Raw genomic sequence first — 19,134 nt, 5'->3', positions numbered from 1 at the left:
GGTAAATGTGATAGAGTATTTCTATTCAACAAAACATAATTAATAAAAGAATAATACTTGGACTTATCTAATCAAAAATTCGATAATCCTTATGTTATTAAAATTCAATTGAAATAAAATGTCAAAATTAACAGGAAAAATTGCTGTAGTAACAGGAGGAGGAAGTGGTATAGGTCAAGCTATTTCCGAAGTTTTTGCACAAGAAGGAGCTCACGTGCATATCTTGGATTTGAATGCTGAAGGTGGAGAAAAAGTTGTGCAAGGAATTATTTCTCATGGTGGAAAAGCTACATTGCATGTATGCTCTGTTGCAAATCAAGCAGAAATTGTAAAAGCAATTGAGTCGATAGGACGTGTGGACATTTTGATTAATAACGCAGGAATTGCGCATGTAGGTAATTTGGAAAACTGTCCTGAACAAGATTTTGAAAAAGTTTTTCAAGTTAACGTGAAAGGCGCCTATAATGCTCTGTATGCGGTAATTCCTAAGATGAAAGCACAGGGTGGTGGTGTCATTCTGAATTTAGCTTCTATTGCGGCATTAGTCGGTATTTCGGATCGATTTGCCTATTCGATGAGTAAAGGGGCAATTTATGCTATGAGTTTGTCAGTTGCACGCGATTACATGAAAGATAATATTCGTTGCAATTCGATATCACCAGCTCGTGTACATACACCTTTCGTGGATGGATTTATTGCGAAAAATTATCCTGGAAAAGAAGAAGAAATGTTCCAGAAATTGTCCGATTCGCAACCGATAGGACGTATGGCGAAACCAGAAGAAATCGCTAAATTGGCTTTATTCTTATGTTCAGATGATGCAGCATTCATTACGGGAAATGATTATCCTATTGATGGGGGATTTATAAAATTAAACAACTAAAACTAATATACATTTAGATATGAAATTAATAAGATTTGGTGAGGTAGGACAGGAGAAATGTGGCGTTCAAATTGAAGGTAAAAATTATGATGTTTCATCTTTTGTTTCAAATTACGATGAGTCATTTTTTGCAAATAATGGTTTGGAAAAATTGCAAGGTTATTTGGATGAAAATACAAATAAATTAGCCGAATTGTCAGCGGATGTGCGTTTAGGTGCTCCGTTCGCAAGACCTTCAAAAATTGTTTGTATAGGTTTGAATTACAAAGATCATGCAGAAGAAACAGGTGCTGCATTGCCAGCTGAGCCTATTATTTTCATGAAATCTACTACCGCTTTAGTTGGTCCAAATGATACAGTCGTTATTCCTAAAAATTCAAAAAAGACCGATTGGGAAGTTGAATTTGGGATTGTAATCGGTAAAAAAGCTACTTACGTAGAAGAATCTGAAGCATTGGATTATGTGGCTGGATATGTATTGCACAATGACGTATCCGAACGTGAATTCCAGATCGAACGTGGTGGTACTTGGGATAAAGGAAAGGGCTGTGATACTTTTGCTCCTATGGGACCTGTGTTGACAACAAAAGAAGAAATTGAAGATATCAATAATGTCAATCTTTGGTTGAAAGTTAACGGTAAAACATATCAAAACGGCAATACTAAAAATTTAATTTTCTCCGTTCCCTTTATCGTTTCTTATGTCTCACAATTCATGACATTGTTGCCAGGAGATGTTATTTCTACGGGCACACCAGCAGGAGTGGGGTTAGGTTTCAATCCTCCTATTTATTTGAAAGAAGGGGATGTGATTGAATTAGGAGCAGATTTTTTAGGAGAACAGCGACAAGAGGTCATTAACTATAAAAAATAGATCATGCGTATAGATACACACCAACATTTTTGGATCTATGACAAAGACCGAGATTCATGGATAACAGAGGAAATGTCTGTTATTCAACGCAACTTTTTGCCGAATGATATTTCTCAAACTTTAAAAAATAACAATATTGATGGTGTCGTGGCAGTGCAAGCTAGTCAGTCACATCAAGAAACTTATTTTTTGACAGAACTTTCGCAAGTCTATAAAATGATTAAAGGTGTCGTTGGATGGGTAGATTTGCGTTCGTCTCAAATTGAGGCATACTTAGAAGAATTTCGAAAGCACGATATTATAAAAGGCTTTCGCCATGTTATAGAGGGAGAGCCTGATGGTGACTTTTTGATTAAAGATGATTTTCTTAGAGGAATTGAAAGTTTGACCGCTTTTGATTACACCTACGATTTACTCATTCGTCCGCGTCATTACCAAAGTACATTGGAATGCGTACGGTCAAATCCTAATCAAAAATTCATGTTGGATCATATGGCTAAACCGTCGATTAAAACGAAAGAATTTGAAGATTGGGCTGTTTTCATAGAAGCTCTTTCTAATTTTCCAAATGTATATTGTAAGATATCGGGGTTGGTAACTGAAGCTGATTGGAAAAATTGGGAGTTAGATCATTTTACGCCATATATTAATCACGTAATCAAATCTTTTGGAAAAGATAGAATATGCTTTGGTACGGACTGGCCAGTATGTTTAATTGCAGCAAGCTATGAACAATGTATTGAAGTTGTTCAAGATAAAATGAAGGATTTTACAGCGAAAGAGCTTGAACAATTTTGGGGTCTGAATGCCGTGAAATTTTATAATCTAAAATAAATCAACCATCTAACCATTATGGATTTAAATTTAAAAGATAAAGTATTCATCGTTACGGGTGGAGCAAAAGGAATAGGAAAAGGTATTGTATTAGCTTTAGCTAAAGAACGTGCTATTCCTGTTATTGTAGGTAGAAAGCAAGTTGACAACAATTTGGTGCGTGATGAAGTACTAGCCTTAGGCAGTGAATGTTTGTGTATTGAAGCAGAATTGTCTATTCCTGAAGAATCAAAGAAAACAATTGATCTTGCGCTTGAACAGTATGGTCGAATTGATGGTATTATAAATAATGCAGGTCAAAATGATGGCATTGGTTTAGAAAATGGCAGCTATGAGGGGTTTATCGAATCATACCATAAAAATGTAGTGCACTATTATCTAATAGTTCATCATGCATTGCAAGCCTTGAAAGATTCTAAAGGCGTAATCGTAAACATAAGTTCTAAAACAGCGGAAACAGGCCAAGGTGGAACTTCGGGTTATGCAGCATCCAATGGCGCTAGAAATGCTTTGACAAGAGAATGGGCGGTTGAACTTTTACCTTATGGTATTCGTGTAAATGCAATAATCGTAGCTGAATGTGCAACACCACAATACGACACGTGGATTCAAACATTGGACAATCCAGAAGAAACATTAAAGAAAATTACCGATAGAATACCGTTAGATCATCGCATGACTACACCAGCTGAAATAGCAAATACAGCAGTATTTCTATTGTCAGATCGATCTAGTCACACAACAGGTCAATTGGTATATGTGGATGGAGGTTATGTGCATCTCGACCGTGCATTAATAAAAGAATAAGGGATATTTCTCCCTTATTCTTTTATTAGTTATAATAAATTTTAGATAAACTTTCGGTATCGAAACCTTTATCTAAGACTCCATCAAATTGAAATTTAGAAGTCTTATTTTCTGCTAAAGTACCTTCAGCAGTATTAGCAAAAACCTTTGTATTATTTAGGTTTTTGTTTGTTTTAATCATTTCCAATACATTCCATCCTGATAATTGAGGCATTATAATATCAGTGATTACAATATGAGGTTTGGAACTTTCAATGTATGAAAGTGCTTTGTGCGCGTCTTCAAAATATTGAATGTTCTTATAATTATTGAATATCTGTTTAGCAAGCAATATATTGATCTTATTATCGTCAATGAGAACGATAGACGTATCATTAGGTAATAGTTTTTTGGAATTAGAATTTCCTTCTTTTTTCGTTGTCGGGGATTTATCTAGTGATAATGGTACTTGCAAAGAGAAGGTCGAGCCAATACCCAATTGACTTTTAACACTCAATTTACCTCCAATATGTTTTGCTAATAATTGTGAAATATGTAAACCAAGACCAAAACCTACTTTTGCCTTTTCACCTTCCACAGTATAGTATTTTCTGAAGATTTGATCAATTTTTTTCTCATCAATACCTATACCAGTGTCAATAACATCAATTTGAATTTTACCACCAGCAATTTTACTAACGACTTTTATTGTTCCTTTATTCGTGTATTTAAGTGCATTACTTATTAGATTGGATTTGTCTTAATCTAAATTCATTCGAATTTATAATTAATATATCATTGAGATGGTTTTCATTTATGAACTCAAGACCTTTTTGATTTGCTTGATATTTGTGTAAACTAAAGGTGTCATTAACGATTTTGGATATATACACTTCATCCTTTATAACATCTATTGCCTGCGATTCTATTTTGCTTAAGTTAAGGATATCATTTACAGTATTATTTATTAGATTAATGTCTTAATTGATGTTTGAGAGAATTTTATCGTCTATTGCCTCTGTTTTTTTAGATGTCAATAATTTCACTACGCCTTTTAATGAATATAATGGTGTGCGTATTTCGTGACTTATATTCGCTAATAAATTTGTTTTTTCCTCAGCTAATTTTGATGCGTATTCTTTTTCTTTTATTAGTTTTTTCTCATATCTAGAAACTACATATTGGTAGTAAATAATAAACATTAACATCAATAATATAACACATAGTGCCATTATTGCATAAGATCTAAATTTTTGTGTATTAAATTTGTAAAGAATATAATCGTCTTTTTCCGCACTTCTAAACTTTGAATATTCTATCTCTCGGATTGTTTCGATAGATTTTTTAAGGTCATTTATGAGTTGATAATTAGATGTTATTAGCTTCCTTTCTTTTTCTTTTGAGCGTAAATATATGCTTCTTAAATTAGAGAAATTCTTAGAATAACTTTCTTCATTTGTTCGAATCAAATTTTCAATATTTTTCTGCACAATATCTATCTGATTTACATTCAAGACTGCCGAACTAGAGGTATTTAATACAGTATCGTTTTTCGCATTAAATATTCTTTTGAATAAACTTTGTTTTTTCTTTACGATAGTATCTGCATCCACCTCTACTCTCGCTAATGTATCATTAAGTATGCGGTTAATGACAGAATCAGAATTGGTAAGTCTTCCTCTTTGTTGACTTCTTAATCCTATATTGTTGTTGGTGAAATTTTCGCCAGCAAAAATTATTAAGTTGTCAATTTGCCTTTTCAATGCCAAAAATTGCATTGAAAGAGATTGGTCAAGAACTTCAATCTCTTTCTTAGCAGAATTAGGTGTATTATTTGTAGGAATAGAATCTAGTGTATGTATTATTTTATTTAAGGTGTCTAATTTATTTTGATAATCCTTAAAACTCTTATCATCAAATGAGATGGCATATAATCGAAATAAATTGTCAACCTCAGTAAATGTCGAAAACAATTCATAAAGCACAGGTGAAAGCTTTGAATTGTTTTAGTACGCAATATTTAATCTATTCTCAATTTCTTTATACTGTTTGTATTGAGAAATAAAGATTGTACACAGTAAAATAAATGATGTTATTATAACTACTAATAATAAGAGTCTCAGTAATAAAGTTTTTCGAAATCGCACGGTTGTTCAGTTTAATATTCGAAGATACCAAAAAGAAAACTAACAATTTTAAATTTCACGAAATACTTTCTTTCTGTTACAATTGTTTTCTTCTTAAAAGAATTTTATTTAATATTAAATCCTAATTTCTTTAATCCTTCTTTAATCTCTGGTGCATTCATAAATAAGTTCCAAATGAACTGCGATCTGTAGTTTTCAATCATTACAACAATAGGTCCTTGGTCAATTGCCAAGTAACGTTGTGGAAACCAATTAGCCGTCTCGCTATACGCATCATAAAACCCATAATCCCCCCAAACTTTTGATTCTAAATTATTGAAAAGGTAATTTGCAAAACTCATACTTTCTTTCGGAGCATAAGGCATTGATGCTAAGGCTGCGGTAGGAGATATGACGCCTTTATCATTATCGGGATGATGTGCATCATACCCACTTACAGAATAGCTTGCTGTCAATCCCCAACCTTTGTCAGCTCCATATCCCACAAAGTTATTTGGATTTCGTTTCGCATGTTCAATATGTATTTGCGTATGATTATAGACTATTTTTCCATAATCTACATATTCGTCTTTTAAACCATTAGGGTTTAATCCTAAAAAACTATAATGTGACCAAAATAATGGACCTACTTCACGTGGATGAGCATTATGTTTTGCTTCAGTAGGAAGGCCATATTTTTGGATGTCTGTTTTAATTTGACCGCTTCTAGCCCAACCGCGGTCATAAACTTGTTTTTCAATAGGAAATGTAGGGGAAGACGCCGCTAATACATAGGTAATTAGACATTCATCAAAACCTTGGATCGGATGATTCATTCCAAATTCGTGTTCTGGACTCCAGTGCCAATAAATCACATCCTTACCATTTGTGTAATGCTTCCAATTTATTTCTTTCCAGATATTGTCTGCTAATGCTGCTATTTCTTTTTGCTCTTGCGTACCATTTTTATAATATTCTCGCACACAGATTAGTGCTTGCGCTAAAAATGCCGTTTCAACAATGTCTCCTCCATTATCTTTATCCCCAAAAGCTTTTACTTTTGCGCTAGGCCCTTCATACCAATGTGCATAGGCGCCTTGGAACCGAGGTAATTTAGAAAGATATGTAAGTGATTTCTTAAATCGATCCTGAGCTTCTTGAGGTTGGATAAACTTCCGTTGTTCGGCAACCAAAATACCCATTAATCCAAATCCACTACCACCGATAGTGATGACGTCCTTATCATTTTGCGGATATTCTCCATCCATATGGATACGTTCTCTAGCCAAACCTGATGTTGGCTCAGCACCTTCCCAAAAGTATTTGAATGTTTGGTGTTGGATTTTTGTTAGTAAATCTTCTGTTGCTTTATCGTGCTTATTAATATCAGATGATTTGCATCCTAAAAATAAACATACTGCTAAAATATATATTAATTGTATTCTCATAGTGTATGAAAGTGTATTCCTCCATAGCGGAGGAATACTAATTTATTTTGAAATAAGTCTTGCGGCCGACAAATAATAGAAGCCAGAGCCATTTGTATTATTTTCACCTGAAGTAACTGTTACGGTGATCTTACCTGAGCTGTCAGGTTTTATGTCTTTTGCGACTACTGTGTTGGTGCTATTATTTGAAGTATTAAGTCTTACAACGACTTCGTTAGTTCCAGAGGAAATAAATTTAGTCTCGCGATTATCCGTCACATTGCCCCTTGAACCAAAGAATGTTATATCGTAATTCAAATCTTTATCCAAACCGGTAAGTTCAAATTTACTTTGAGTTATAATCATCCCTCCAAAATTACCTTTTGAGTTACCAAAGTAAGAATATCTCGAAACAGTTGAAGGCATGTTTAATGACGTAGTGCTCGTTGTAGGCCCATCCGTGTTAACGCCATTAAATCTTTCTGTGATCGTAAGTTTAATACCAACATAGGAGCCAATGCTATCCTTTAGATTGATGGACGTTCCAGCTAAGAATGAATTAATTTGATTCCAATGATCAGTTGCTGCGTTATTACCAAAGTCCAATAATACACTACTTGTCAGAGGCACGCCAGATCCACCCTGAAAATCGGTCATAGGTGTTACTTCGTTTGGTTTTTGTAGAGCCAAATGTGCTGCATTTTGTGCAATGGCAACTTCAAAATCAGATAAACCCTGAGGCTTGTAACTGTTACCAATCACATTAGTACCCATAAGACTTTCATACCATGTACATGCTGCTAAATATCTTCCTAATGGCATGCTCAAGTGGTAGCCATCTCGCGTGAAATTATCTTCTACGACGCTAGTTCTACCATTTTGTATTGCTGTACCTGCCGGAATAATCATATCGATGTCAACCAATTCTTTCGCTTTATAGACAGCGTCAACAATGGCTGTGTACATCTGCATTTGGTCCTTGTTGTAATTATCAAAACCAGCATGTGTAGAATTTTTGGCGTATGCCCAAGTTTGGTGTAAGATAAATTTTACATTTTCATTTTTAGCACGTGGTGCTACATAATTGTACAATTCAGCTAAAGAAGCAGACCAAGTATCAAATTTCCCAGAATTAGAACTTTCTTGCTGAAAGCTGATATGTGTCCACTTTTCGCTTGCTAAAGCTGTAGCAATGGATGTGTTTGCTACTGTAGTTTTATTTCCTTCAGCATCAATTTTGCGAAAGCTATATGCACCTGCATTTGCTTTTACATTGTTTACATGTTGTTCTAATGTAGCTCCGCCGATGTACAGATTTCCAATAATGATTTTCTGTCCATTAGCTTTAGCAAGATCATACAAATGAGTCTCTATGGCATCTTCGGAAAAACTATTACCAATAGCAAGTACACGAATTGTTCCATCATCTTCTGGATCAGGAATGATATTCATTACTGGTCGTTCCATTTTTTGACAGCTCATAAAAGCGAGTAATGTCAAAAAGGAAAATATTTTATATATATTAATTTTCATAAGGTATCAATTTATAGCTTATCTGTAGTCTGGGTTTTGAACTAATACACCAGCAGATTTATCAATTTCTGGCTGAGGAATAGGGAAGAAGCGATGTTTCAACTGGTAGTTTACATGTCCTGCATCACGCATAGTTTCTACATCAATATCCCAACGTATTAGATCATAAAAACGTTCATTTTCCATTCCTAATTCGACTTGTCTTTCATGACGAATCGCATTACGAAGAGCTACTTGATCACGTGTAGTCACGGCTGGTAATATAGCAGCGTTACCGCCTCTTGCACGTGCTCTCACACGTTCCAGCAAATCCAATGCTAAGTCAACATTTGCGTTTCCACCCACTTCATTTGCAGCTTCTGCTGCTAACAGAACCACATCAGCATAGCGAATCAGACGTACATTGAACCAATCTCCAAATCTGCTTCCGTATCTTGTACGTAATGTAGGGTTAGTATATACTTTTTTGTTCCAATATGGTCGTGGAAGGTTGTCTGGTAATACTTCACCATATGGTTCATTGCGTTGTCCAGAATATAAAAATGTTACATCTTTTCGTGGATCATTTACCTCAAAAGCCTCTAGCAATCTAGGATGTGGAATATTCCAACCCCAGCCCAAATCCCAAGAACCTGATCCGCGTACACCTTGACGGCTGGCATAAGTAACACCAAAATTTTGTACGCCATCAAATAGTGCTTGTATTTCGAAAATTGATTCTTTGCTATTTTCACTTTCCTCACGGAAAATCATATTGTAAGGAACACTCAAATCATAAACTTCAGAATTAATTACTTGCATAGCAGATGCCAGAGCTTCACTAAACCTCTTACGTGCCATTAGCGTTTTAGTTTGCACAGCTAAAGCAGCACCTTTAGTAATACGTCCAGGATGACTGGGCCATGTCGAGGGTAAATAGGCTACGGCGTCCGTTAAGTCAGCATCAATTTGCTGATAAATATCATTAATACTTGATTTCGGAATATTCGCGGAAGCTTGATCTGTAATTTTAAAAGTTACTAAAGGAACTTCTCCAAATGTTCTAACCATATTAAAATAAGCCCATGCACGTAGGAATTTCATTTCTCCAATATTGGCTAATGTACCTTCAGATGGATTATCGATAGAATCTGCAGTCGCTAGTACATTATTGGTCAAATTGATTAGGTTGTAATGCCCTGACCAATAGTTATTCACTAACCAATAATCTAGCGGATAATTGAAATTATCAAATATTGGTCCTGCGCCAGCCTCATCACCTGTGCTACTTCCTAATTGCGCATCATCAGAACGAATGTTATGCAAAGCTACATACGGTAGGCCACTTGTCGCCTCTGAACGTAAACCGGCATATGCGGCAAAAACTTGTCCCTCTAAGGATCCTGTAGGCATATCTTCTTCTGTAAATCTTCCTTTAGGCTTAATATCTAACCAATCTTTACTGCAACTAGCAAAGAGAAAAACAAGAAAAATGCCTGTGATTATTTTATATCTATTTGTTATTGTTTTCATAATGTTGACCTAAATAATCGTTAAAAATTTAAGTTTAAACCAAAAGTGTAAATCGCAGGAACTGGGTAAGTACCATTGTCAACACCAAATGATGTGGTACTTCCGCCAATTTCAGGCGTGAAACCTGTATTTTTCGAAAATGTAGCAACGTTCTGTGCATTCAAGAATAGGCGCAAACTTTTCAAACGCATACGTGATACTGTTTCTGCTGGTAAAGTATATCCCAACGAAATATCACGAATTCTGAAAAAACTTCCATCTTCAATGAAATAAGTAGAATATTGTCTGTTGACTGATCTTCCTTCGTGTAGGATTGGCTCCCAATTGGATGTGCCAACACCATTCCATCTGCCTAATCTATCGGTCAAGAAATTGTAAGTAGCAAATTGGTTTTGATTCCACGTTCTTAAAATTTCATTACCATAAAGACCTTGTAATTCAATTCCTAAATCAAAATTCTTGTAAGAAGTTCCTAATGATATACCATAATAGAAATCAGGTGTCGGGTTTCCTATCATTGTTCTATCTTGTGAATTAATGGTTCCATTACCATCGATATCTCTGTATTTGATGTCACCTGGTAAGAATGCTCCACCACCTAAACCATTTGTTGCATATTGATCAACATCTGCTTGTGTTTGGAATATTCCATCATGTATATACCCCCAATAATAACCGATAGGGTAGCCAGCAATTGTTCTCGAAGCACCGTTGATAATATCATAGCCATCTGTCGAAAGTTTTACAACTTTGTTTTTTACAGTTGTAATATTACCACCGATTGTGTAGCTCCAATCTTCATTAATGGTTTGTGCCCAAGTCACACCAGCTTCAATACCTTTGTTTTGAATTGTACCTAAATTGCTTAAGCCTGGTTTACTGCCTAGAATACCTGGTACACGTACTAAAATGTCTTCCGTGTTTTTATTGTAGTATACAGCTTCGACACTTAAACGGTTTTGAAGCGCATTCAATTCAAAACCAGCTTCCCAGGATTTCACTACTTCCCAATGTAAGTTCGGATCTGGGATATATTCAGCTTCATAAGCTGGAATTAATTGATCTCCAAATACAGCAGAATTTCCTGGAACCATTAATGGATACATTGGGTACCAATTTCCGCCAACATTTTGGTTACCTAGTGAAGCCCATGAAGCTTTTAATTTCAGATTATTGATAGATTCAACATTTTGCATAAAGCTCTCTTGACTTACCACCCAAGCAGTACCGATTGAGTAGAAATTTTGCCAAGGCTTACCATTTTTTGCAAATGCAGAACTTCCATCTCTTCGGAAAGAGGTATTGATCAAATATTTACCGTCGTAATTGTATAACGCTCTACCCAACCAAGATAGCGTACGGTATTCTGATGCGGTTGAATTTCCTGTTGTAGTGTTTGGATCTCCGATATTGACGTACCAATAATCTGGATCATTTGGGATTTCTAAACCTTCACCTTGGGTTCTACGCGCAGTAGTAGCTTCAAGTCCTTGTAAATAAGTTGTAAAACCACCCATCAAGGTTAGATTGTGCTTATCAAAAGTATTTCTGTAGTTCAATAACCAGTCTGTTTGGTATTTGTAATGCGTATTTTGTTCGTGATTAACTGAAGTTAATTGGTTACCAATACGTTCTCTTTTGTCATCACCCTGGATATCTGGGTTATATACCGAAACTAAACCTTGATAAGATCTAAAATTATTAAATCCATAATCCGCGGATAAATTAACTCTGAAATTGAAGTTCTTTAGAAAATCCACCTCTGCATACCAATTTGCTAATGCACGATAGTTGATTCCAATATATGTGTTTTTACGTTCTTCAATATCCACTAATGGATTGTTTACTTGTGCACGTTGAAAGTCCGGAAGAGAATGATAGAGACCGTAATCATTGTTGAAGACAGGAGCTATAGGTGCGGCAAGTATTGCGCCGAAGACGCCTCGCTCTTGCGGTAAGCGTGCCCTATATCCATTCAAGACAATACCTGTACGAAAATTATTAGTTAGTTTAACTTCATCTGTCACGTTGAAGGTGATTTGGCTGTGCTTTTCATGATTAATAATACCTTCATCCGTAGAATATCCCAAGCCCATTCGAAAGGTGTTTTTATCTGTTGCACCACTGACGCTTAGATTATTGTAGTTCAAAATTCCATTAGTAAAAATTTCGTCTTGCCAGTTTGTATTTCCTGTCCAATTTGTATAGTCGTATGGGTAATTTCCTTGGTTGAAACGTTGTTCTTCATATAATTCTTTGAATTGTTCGGCATTCGCCATATCCATACGTTTTGCTACATTCTTAAGACCTATTCGAGAATTAAATTCAAAATTCAATTGTCCTAGTTTTGCTCGCTTAGTAGTGATAGCAATAACACCATTTGCTCCACGAACACCGAAAATCGCTAAGCTGGAAGGATCTCTTAGCACTTCAATCGTTTCGATGTCATTTGGATTTAGGTAATTAATATTGTCATTTAACAATCCATCAACGACATAGAGTGGCTTAGCTCCATTGATTGAATTAGTACCACGGATACGAATATCTGGTTCTTGACCTGGTCTACCAGAATTGGTAACTTGTAGTCCCGGAACCTTACCTTGCAAATTTGCAACAGGGTTAGTACCTGGTTTGTCCACAATGTCTTCACCCTTAATTTGGGTGATAGAACCAGTTAAGTCACGTTTTCTAGCTGTACCGTAACCGATGACTACGACTTCTTCTAAAGCATTATCGTCGCTTACAAGAAAAACATCGAGTGATGTCTGATTCCCGACAGCTAAGTTTTGGGATTGATAGCCGATAAATGAAAATGTAAGTGTATCACCTGCTATGGCAGTAATTGAATACTGACCTACAGCATTTGTTTGTACCGCTGTCGACTTATTTTTAATAGCGACAGTAACCCCAGGTATAGTGACTAAAGATTGCTCATCTTTTACTACACCAGAAATTGTATTTTGCGCACTAACCGAATTAGCATAGAGCAAAACCATGAATAAAGTAAATATATACCTCATATAATTTTGATTTATAATGTTTTATGTTTAATTGTTTGGCAGCTTTTGTGTGTTGTGATAATGATGTTTTATATACATATCACTATGTTAGCGTTCTACACAAGTGTAGATAAAACAAATAAGTACGGTTTTCGTTTGCGAAATACTTAAATTTTATGCCATGCTTAGGGTATAAAATAAAAAACGGGATATGAATTTCATATCCCGTTTTCTTAAAAATCTAAAACTTAATTATCCTTTTCTTAAATATTTTGTAAGAATAACGATTGTTTGTCCATCGATTTTTCCTTCAATATAATCAGTATTATTAGGGTCAAGTCTAATATTCTTTACCACAGTTCCTAGTTTAGCATTCACTGAAGACCCTTTTACATCTAAAGTTTTGATAAGCACTACTGTGTCACCTTCGTATAAACGCGTTCCATTAGAATCTTGATGAAATTCAACGGTAGCTTCTGCTTCATGATCGCCTGTTTTCTTTGCCCACTCTATGTTTTCTTCATCTAAATATAATATATCAAGATTATCAATTGCCCAACTTTCATTACGCAATCTACTTAAAATTCTCCAAGCGACCACTTGAACAGGAGCATGTTCAGACCACATCGTTTCCCCCAAAACTTTCCAATGCTCTGGATCAATTTGTTCTGTCTTTTCGATTTGAGATTTACAAGTTTGACATACATAAATACTGTTATCAACATTTACAATAGACACTGGAGGAACTTCATAGACACTCAAATTAGAGGAACTAGTACACAATTCGCATTTGCTTCCGCTTCTTTCTTGAAGTTGTTTTTCTAAACTCATATAGGTTAATTAAAAAGTCCAAAAATACAAAATAAGTAGTATAATGACCAATTTGTAATTTTATTTAAGTAATTGTCGTAATTGGTAAGGATTTTGTTAAATTCAATAAAACTAATAATCAAATATAAAAATTATGAAATGGCAAGGTGGTCGCACAGGCGGTAGAGTCGAAGATAGACGTGGCATGTCTGGCGGTAAAAAATTAGCTTTAGGAGGTGTTGGCGGTGTAATTGTCCTTTTGATAAGTCTTTTCATGGGCGGAGATCCAGGACAGTTATTAGAACAAATGCAGGGCGGAGGGTTGACAACAACGCAGGGAGAATATGTATCTACCCCGGAGGAAGATCGTTTGATGCAGTTTTCAAAAGTAGTTCTTACAAGCACAAATGAAGTATGGTCACATATCTTTGCTGAATCTGGTAAAAGATATCCAGATCCTGTATTGGCGGTATACTCTCAAGTTAGTGAAACTGCAGGATGTGGCGTGGGTAGGGCTGAATATGGCCCATTTTATTGTCCCGCAGATCAAACAGTCTATTTGGATTTAAGTTTCAATAAAGAACTAAGTACTAAATTTGGAGCTAAAGGTGAATTTGCTTTAGCTTATGTGATTGCGCATGAGGTAGGACATCATATTCAAAATTTAACAGGTGTATTAAACCAAACAAATGCGATGCGGGCAAAAATGAGCGAACGTGAATACAATAAAATTTCTGTAATGACTGAGTTGCAGGCGGATTTTTATGCAGGAGTTTGGGCACATTACGTAAATAAACTTACCAGTATTGAAATAACATATCAAGATATCGTAGATGGTATGACAGCTGCTGCTGCTGTTGGAGATGATCATATACAAGAAAAATCTCAAGGCTATACCAATCCAGAATCATTCACGCATGGTACTTCTGAGCAAAGGATGTATTGGTTTAAAAAGGGTTATGAAACAGGCAATATTAACGCTGGGAATACTTTTAATGACCCCAGCTTAAGATAAAACTCTTAAAAGAAAAAATTTATTTTATGCCTTACTCGACGCTGTTATTAGCTTAACGTCGAATAAGGCATTTTCATTAGAAATATTTGAGAGTTCTATTACAATCATTTTGTTCATTACAATGTCAGTTTTGATAAGTTATTTGATTTGATAGAACTATTAAGAATTATAATTAAAAAATATTTTGATAGAAGCTATAGTAAGTAATCTAGTCTGACTAAGATTTAAAAATTCAAAATAGGTTTTAGTACGAGACTTATTTAATCATTTAGCATATTATGTTCTTATAAGCAACAAATGCGTTATTTTGCAGTTTTGTTATTTTATATCTGCACCATTAAAAATATTTTCGCGGTATTATGCGTTTTCTGAAAATATTTTTAATGGTGCAGATGATTTTATTTACAGAATCAACTTTCGCACAGCAGAGTAAATTACCTATTCATTGGCATCATCAAAATTCTTCCCAAGGTTACTATGGTGTAAACACAAATGAAGCATACGATTACTTAAAAAATCAAAACATAAGCTTAAAGCCAATTGTTGTTGCTGTTATTGATGGTGACCTTGATACCAATCACGAAGATTTAAAAGATAATTTATGGATCAATCCTAAATCTTTAAAATCTAATGCAAGTGCCGTACATGGATGGAATTTTCTTGGAACGGCAGATAACAAACTTATTTCTAAAGTAGGTACTGAAGCCTTTCGTGAATACAAAAAACTTCGTCCTAAGTACGAAAACACACAATTGTCGGATTGGAAAAAGAAGAAAGATATTGCAGAATTCAATTACTTTTTGCAGGTAAAGAAAGATGCAAAAATTCAAGGTTATCTTAATTTCTTTCCAATAATCAAATTAACCTATGAAGCTTTTCGTCTGACAGATTCAACGATTAAAGTGCAAGGATTAGATGAGCAAAGTTTGTCAATAAAGGATTTGGCTAATTTAAAATCAACGGATTCGGTTACGCAAGAATATATTGAAGCAGCAAAGCGTTCATCTTACCGCTATGCTGAAACAACGAAATGGTCAGATTTATATGCATATCAAGTTGAAGAATTCAAAACCGCAGAAAAATGCATTAAAAGTATAGATGATCAATCTAACCCAAGATTCAATATCGGTGATAACATTAATTCATTGCGCGATAATAATTATGGAAATCCTATTCTTATCATGGAACTTTTGTTGGTGGTCTAGTAGCTGCTAATCGCGCGAATGAAATTGGCATCAACGGTGTGGCGGATAATGCTAAATTGATGGGATTGCGTGCTGTTCCTGACGGCGATGAATTTGATAAGGATATTGCTTTGGCAATCCGATTTGCAGTGGATAATGGTGCAAATATTATCAATATGAGCTTTGGAAAATATTATTCACCAAATAGTGAATGGGTAACAGATGCATTAGCCTATGCTATGAAGAGAAATGTAATTGTGGTGCAGGCTGCCAGTAATGATAATAGAAATTTGGATACAATTAATTGTTGAGTAATTTCAGTTTTTTCGTTTTCTCCAATACCTTTAAAAACATCATTTGGACTAAATTTTTCATTAAAAAATGTGTCAAGTGCTTTTAGTATGCTTGATTTGCCTGAATCATTCTTTCCAACGAAAGAATTAATTTCGCCAACTTTAAGGTTTTGTAATAATCTAATACCTCTAAAGTTGGAAATTGATATATCGTAAATTTTCATTATTAGTATTTGTGATTTGAAGACATAGTTGGTTAAAAATGTCACATAACCGCTCGGCGAATTGGCGAAGTAGCGAAGCTGTATCGAAGATACAAAAGCGGATCTATTTAGCCAAGTCGCTTGTTGTAAGCAGTCCGCGCAGCGGCGGCTTACGGCAAGCGACGTAAGTCGCCGAGCGGTTGTTAGCAAGGAGCGCAGCGGATTGCTAACAACAATTGGTTTACGAAACTAATATACAAAAATGCTTCGCTAAATCATCCTTATAGACGTATTTCGTTATAAATATTGTATATTTTTGTATATTATTAGTTTTCAAATATTTATTTTGTTTATATTTCGCGTATAGCGAACAAAAATAATTGTTTGATCAGCTGTAGAGTTTTGTATAGCGAAACTATACTTTCTTAAGTAGTTAATTGAGCTAGTTATTTAATATTTTTTGTTGAACAATATCGTATATATGGAGCTGTAAGTCTACTGCACTAACAAATTACAACCTCTAATATCTGCATTATCGAATCTTCCTAAGATTTCAAAAGATTGGTCGGGATATATTTTGCCTAAATCTTGTGTAGCTATAAAAGCACAAGAATGTATATTGGCTAAGTCAATTACATTAATTGCTCCGGTATTACTGTTTTGGAGTAAAGACAATGGATCGTTGGTGTCACGGATTAAAATCTTCATCCAATTTGGGGTTTGGAAGATACCTTCACCTTTAGAATAGCCTTGGGACAATAGTTCGGTCATACCGTATTCGGAGTGAATAGCCGATACACCAAAACCAGTACAAAGTATCTGATGCAATTCTTCGCGGATCATTTCTTTGCGTTTTCCTTTCATACCGCCCGTTTCCATAACGATTAGTTGTGGGAAGTCAATTGAATACGTCTCTACAAAATCCAATAGGGCATAGGTCACACCTATTAATAAAGTTTTTGTGCCTTTGATTTGTAATTGTTGTAAAGTCGCATACAATTCATCGTGATTGTAAAGGAAGTAATTGCTTTCGGGCTGTTGCGAGGCTTGAATCAAATCATCCACCATATAGATTAAAGAAGAACCTTCACGTTCTAAATAGGATGGAAGCAATGCTAAAACTGCAATATCCTCGATATTGCCATAAAAATGGACAAAAGCTTTACGAAAGCTCATTTCGTACCATTCCAAGTCGTATACATGATGCTGGCTGTTGATCATACCTGTCGTACCCGAACTAGTAAAAGTAATAATTGGATCACTTTCTAATGTTGAAACATTTCGCGTTTTGAAAAACTGAATAGGTAGAAAAGGAATTTCCGTATAATGTCTAATAGCTGTAGTGTCTATATGCAGATTGCTTACATATTGTTGGTAAACCTTAATGTTTTCAAATTGGTATTGGAAAACTTCTAGGGCAACACGATTGAAATCTTCATCATTCTGAATAGAAAAAACATCTTCTTTAGCGATCATAGGCTACAAATATAAGTATAAAAATATACTAGATATATTTCAATTTGCCCTATATGCCGGGCAGGCAGTTGCTTTTTTTCGCAAAAAGTAACCAAAACCGAAATGAAGTGATTTTAATGTTTATCAAAATTATAAGCATAAAAAAAACGTCTCAAATTACTCGAGACGCTTCCAATCGTTTTATTACAATAATAAAATAAGTATCCAATTGTCATCCTGAGGCCTGCTGAAGGATCTCTACATTATATAATAGATGTTTCGCATACACTCAACATGACATTAAAGACATTATTATACCATACCACCGTCTACTGACAATGTTTGTCCTGTGATATATGATGATAAGTCAGAAGCTAAGAATAGACATGCATTTGCGATGTCGTCTGTAGAACCCGCACGTTTCAATGGAATTCCAGCTTCCCAACCTGCTACTACCTTAGGATCTAATACGTCCGTCATTTCTGTACGGATAAATCCTGGCGCAACTACGTTAGCACGGATATTGCGAGAACCTAATTCTTTGGCAACAGATTTTGTGAAACCAATGATACCCGATTTAGAAGCTGCATAGTTTGCTTGGCCTGCATTACCTTGGATACCTACTACCGAAGACATATTGATAAATGCACCTTTACGGTTTTTCATCATGACTTTAGATGCTGCTTTCGTCACGTTGAAGATGGATTTCAAGTTCACATTTATTACGTCGTCCCAATTTTCTTCTGTCATACGCATCAAAAGACCATCTTTTGTGATACCTGCATTGTTTACAACGATATCAATAGTTCCAAAATCAGCTACGATGTCATTGATTAATTTTTCTGCTTCATCAAATTTTGAAGCATCTGAGCGATAACCTACGACTTTAGTGCCGAATGCTTGCAGTTCTTGCTCCAATGCTTGACCTTTTTCTACCGACGATAGGTATGTGAAAGCCACGTTAGCACCTTGTTGAGCAAATACTTCTGCGATTCTACGACCGATACCTTTTGACGCACCAGTTACTAAAGCTGTTTTTCCCTCTAATAATTTCATATATTATTTTTTATAGTTTCGTTTTCTAAGACTGCGAAGATACCATCTTTGTAGCAGCAAAAACAAAAATACACAAATTTTGAAATAGTAATAATTTATTAAAAAATGACATTGACTTTCATTCTTAAATAGGTGTTGACTTTT

17 protein-coding genes are annotated in these 19,134 nt (G+C 35.1%); 7 read left to right on the top strand and 10 right to left on the bottom strand.

Annotated features, from left to right (window positions below; translation table 11 throughout):
• The first annotated feature begins 118 nt into the window (after nt 1-118).
• Genes FLS47_RS01515 through FLS47_RS01500 form a run of 4 tightly spaced genes read left to right on the top strand, consistent with a single transcriptional unit; the run spans nt 119 to nt 3,398 of the window.
• Nucleotides 119-883: an SDR family NAD(P)-dependent oxidoreductase gene (locus FLS47_RS01515; protein WP_149912634.1), complete on the top strand. Its 765-nt coding sequence runs from the start codon at nt 119-121 to the stop codon at nt 881-883.
• Nucleotides 884-902: 19 nt separating this feature from the next.
• Nucleotides 903-1,757 carry a fumarylacetoacetate hydrolase family protein gene (locus tag FLS47_RS01510; RefSeq protein ID WP_149912633.1) on the top strand — a complete coding sequence of 285 codons (855 nt, stop codon included), beginning with the start codon at nt 903-905 and terminating at the stop codon, nt 1,755-1,757.
• A 3-nt stretch (nt 1,758-1,760) separates the two neighbouring features.
• Nucleotides 1,761-2,591: an amidohydrolase family protein gene (locus FLS47_RS01505; RefSeq protein ID WP_149912632.1), complete on the top strand. Its 831-nt coding sequence runs from the start codon at nt 1,761-1,763 to the stop codon at nt 2,589-2,591.
• Between the two features lie 18 nt (nt 2,592-2,609).
• Nucleotides 2,610-3,398 carry an L-fucose dehydrogenase gene (locus FLS47_RS01500; protein WP_149912631.1) on the top strand — a complete coding sequence of 263 codons (789 nt, stop codon included), beginning with the start codon at nt 2,610-2,612 and terminating at the stop codon, nt 3,396-3,398.
• 25 nt (nt 3,399-3,423) lie between these two features.
• Here FLS47_RS01500 and FLS47_RS01495 read toward each other — a convergent pair whose 3' ends face one another.
• The 7 genes from FLS47_RS01495 to FLS47_RS01465 form a co-directional block, all read right to left on the bottom strand.
• A complete protein-coding gene (locus tag FLS47_RS01495; RefSeq protein ID WP_223225087.1) occupies nt 3,424-4,122 on the bottom strand; it encodes an ATP-binding response regulator in 699 nt (232 codons plus the stop codon).
• Nucleotides 4,123-4,357: 235 nt separating this feature from the next.
• Complete coding sequence (locus FLS47_RS01490) at nt 4,358-5,362, bottom strand: histidine kinase dimerization/phospho-acceptor domain-containing protein (protein ID WP_149912629.1); 1,005 nt, start codon at nt 5,360-5,362, stop codon at nt 4,358-4,360.
• Between the two features lie 266 nt (nt 5,363-5,628).
• Nucleotides 5,629-6,951, bottom strand: a complete 1,323-nt coding sequence (locus tag FLS47_RS01485) for a glucoamylase family protein (RefSeq protein WP_149912628.1) — start codon at nt 6,949-6,951, stop codon at nt 5,629-5,631.
• Nucleotides 6,952-6,993: 42 nt separating this feature from the next.
• Nucleotides 6,994-8,412, bottom strand: coding sequence for a DUF4886 domain-containing protein (locus FLS47_RS01480; protein WP_188347327.1), 1,419 nt, complete (start codon nt 8,410-8,412; stop codon nt 6,994-6,996).
• A gap of 69 nt (nt 8,413-8,481) precedes the next feature.
• The gene (locus FLS47_RS01475) at nt 8,482-9,975 is read right to left on the bottom strand and encodes a RagB/SusD family nutrient uptake outer membrane protein (RefSeq protein WP_149912626.1); all 1,494 of its coding nucleotides are present in this window, start codon (nt 9,973-9,975) and stop codon (nt 8,482-8,484) included.
• Nucleotides 9,976-9,995: 20 nt separating this feature from the next.
• Nucleotides 9,996-12,995 carry a SusC/RagA family TonB-linked outer membrane protein gene (locus FLS47_RS01470; RefSeq protein ID WP_149912625.1) on the bottom strand — a complete coding sequence of 1,000 codons (3,000 nt, stop codon included), beginning with the start codon at nt 12,993-12,995 and terminating at the stop codon, nt 9,996-9,998.
• Nucleotides 12,996-13,226: 231 nt separating this feature from the next.
• Nucleotides 13,227-13,805: a PhnA domain-containing protein gene (locus FLS47_RS01465; protein ID WP_149912624.1), complete on the bottom strand. Its 579-nt coding sequence runs from the start codon at nt 13,803-13,805 to the stop codon at nt 13,227-13,229.
• Nucleotides 13,806-13,938: 133 nt separating this feature from the next.
• Here FLS47_RS01465 and ypfJ point away from each other — a divergent pair, with 133 nt between their 5' ends.
• The 3 genes from ypfJ (at nt 13,939) to FLS47_RS01450 (ending at nt 16,294) form a co-directional block, all read left to right on the top strand.
• Nucleotides 13,939-14,799 carry a KPN_02809 family neutral zinc metallopeptidase gene (gene ypfJ / locus FLS47_RS01460; protein WP_149912623.1) on the top strand — a complete coding sequence of 287 codons (861 nt, stop codon included), beginning with the start codon at nt 13,939-13,941 and terminating at the stop codon, nt 14,797-14,799.
• Nucleotides 14,800-15,158: 359 nt separating this feature from the next.
• Complete coding sequence (locus FLS47_RS01455) at nt 15,159-16,004, top strand: hypothetical protein (RefSeq protein WP_149912622.1); 846 nt, start codon at nt 15,159-15,161, stop codon at nt 16,002-16,004.
• Nucleotides 16,005-16,027: 23 nt separating this feature from the next.
• Nucleotides 16,028-16,294: a S8 family serine peptidase gene (locus FLS47_RS01450; RefSeq protein ID WP_223225086.1), complete on the top strand. Its 267-nt coding sequence runs from the start codon at nt 16,028-16,030 to the stop codon at nt 16,292-16,294.
• Here FLS47_RS01450 and FLS47_RS18910 read toward each other — a convergent pair.
• From FLS47_RS18910 to fabG, 3 genes are all read right to left on the bottom strand, one after another.
• Nucleotides 16,216-16,500 (bottom strand): AAA family ATPase, encoded by a 285-nt coding sequence (locus tag FLS47_RS18910; RefSeq protein WP_149912621.1) that lies wholly within the window; start codon nt 16,498-16,500, stop codon nt 16,216-16,218. The genes FLS47_RS01450 and FLS47_RS18910 overlap by 79 nt on opposite strands.
• A 474-nt stretch (nt 16,501-16,974) precedes the next feature.
• A complete protein-coding gene (locus FLS47_RS01440) occupies nt 16,975-17,955 on the bottom strand; it encodes an acyl transferase (RefSeq protein WP_149912620.1) in 981 nt (326 codons plus the stop codon).
• Between the two features lie 291 nt (nt 17,956-18,246).
• The gene (gene fabG, locus FLS47_RS01435) at nt 18,247-18,990 is read right to left on the bottom strand and encodes a 3-oxoacyl-[acyl-carrier-protein] reductase (protein ID WP_149912619.1); all 744 of its coding nucleotides are present in this window, start codon (nt 18,988-18,990) and stop codon (nt 18,247-18,249) included.
• Nucleotides 18,991-19,134: the final 144 nt, after the last annotated feature.

Source organism: Sphingobacterium cavernae, assembly GCF_008520265.1.
Lineage (GTDB): Bacteria > Bacteroidota > Bacteroidia > Sphingobacteriales > Sphingobacteriaceae > Sphingobacterium > Sphingobacterium cavernae.
The sequence above is the reverse complement of the archived record's forward strand: the minus strand, read 5'-3'. Positions and strand labels throughout refer to the sequence as shown.

Coding starts and splice junctions, on each gene's coding strand:
- FLS47_RS01515 (WP_149912634.1), top strand. CDS start 119: ATGTCAAAATTAACAGGAAAAATTGCTGTAGTAACAGGAGGAGGAAGT.
- FLS47_RS01510 (WP_149912633.1), top strand. CDS start 903: ATGAAATTAATAAGATTTGGTGAGGTAGGACAGGAGAAATGTGGCGTT.
- FLS47_RS01505 (WP_149912632.1), top strand. CDS start 1,761: ATGCGTATAGATACACACCAACATTTTTGGATCTATGACAAAGACCGA.
- FLS47_RS01500 (WP_149912631.1), top strand. CDS start 2,610: ATGGATTTAAATTTAAAAGATAAAGTATTCATCGTTACGGGTGGAGCA.
- FLS47_RS01485 (WP_149912628.1), bottom strand. CDS start 6,951: ATGAGAATACAATTAATATATATTTTAGCAGTATGTTTATTTTTAGGA.
- FLS47_RS01480 (WP_188347327.1), bottom strand. CDS start 8,412: ATGAGCTGTCAAAAAATGGAACGACCAGTAATGAATATCATTCCTGAT.
- FLS47_RS01475 (WP_149912626.1), bottom strand. CDS start 9,975: ATGAAAACAATAACAAATAGATATAAAATAATCACAGGCATTTTTCTT.
- FLS47_RS01470 (WP_149912625.1), bottom strand. CDS start 12,995: ATGAGGTATATATTTACTTTATTCATGGTTTTGCTCTATGCTAATTCG.
- FLS47_RS01465 (WP_149912624.1), bottom strand. CDS start 13,805: ATGAGTTTAGAAAAACAACTTCAAGAAAGAAGCGGAAGCAAATGCGAA.
- ypfJ (WP_149912623.1), top strand. CDS start 13,939: ATGAAATGGCAAGGTGGTCGCACAGGCGGTAGAGTCGAAGATAGACGT.
- FLS47_RS01455 (WP_149912622.1), top strand. CDS start 15,159: ATGCGTTTTCTGAAAATATTTTTAATGGTGCAGATGATTTTATTTACA.
- FLS47_RS18910 (WP_149912621.1), bottom strand. CDS start 16,500: ATGAAAATTTACGATATATCAATTTCCAACTTTAGAGGTATTAGATTA.
- FLS47_RS01440 (WP_149912620.1), bottom strand. CDS start 17,955: ATGATCGCTAAAGAAGATGTTTTTTCTATTCAGAATGATGAAGATTTC.
- fabG (WP_149912619.1), bottom strand. CDS start 18,990: ATGAAATTATTAGAGGGAAAAACAGCTTTAGTAACTGGTGCGTCAAAA.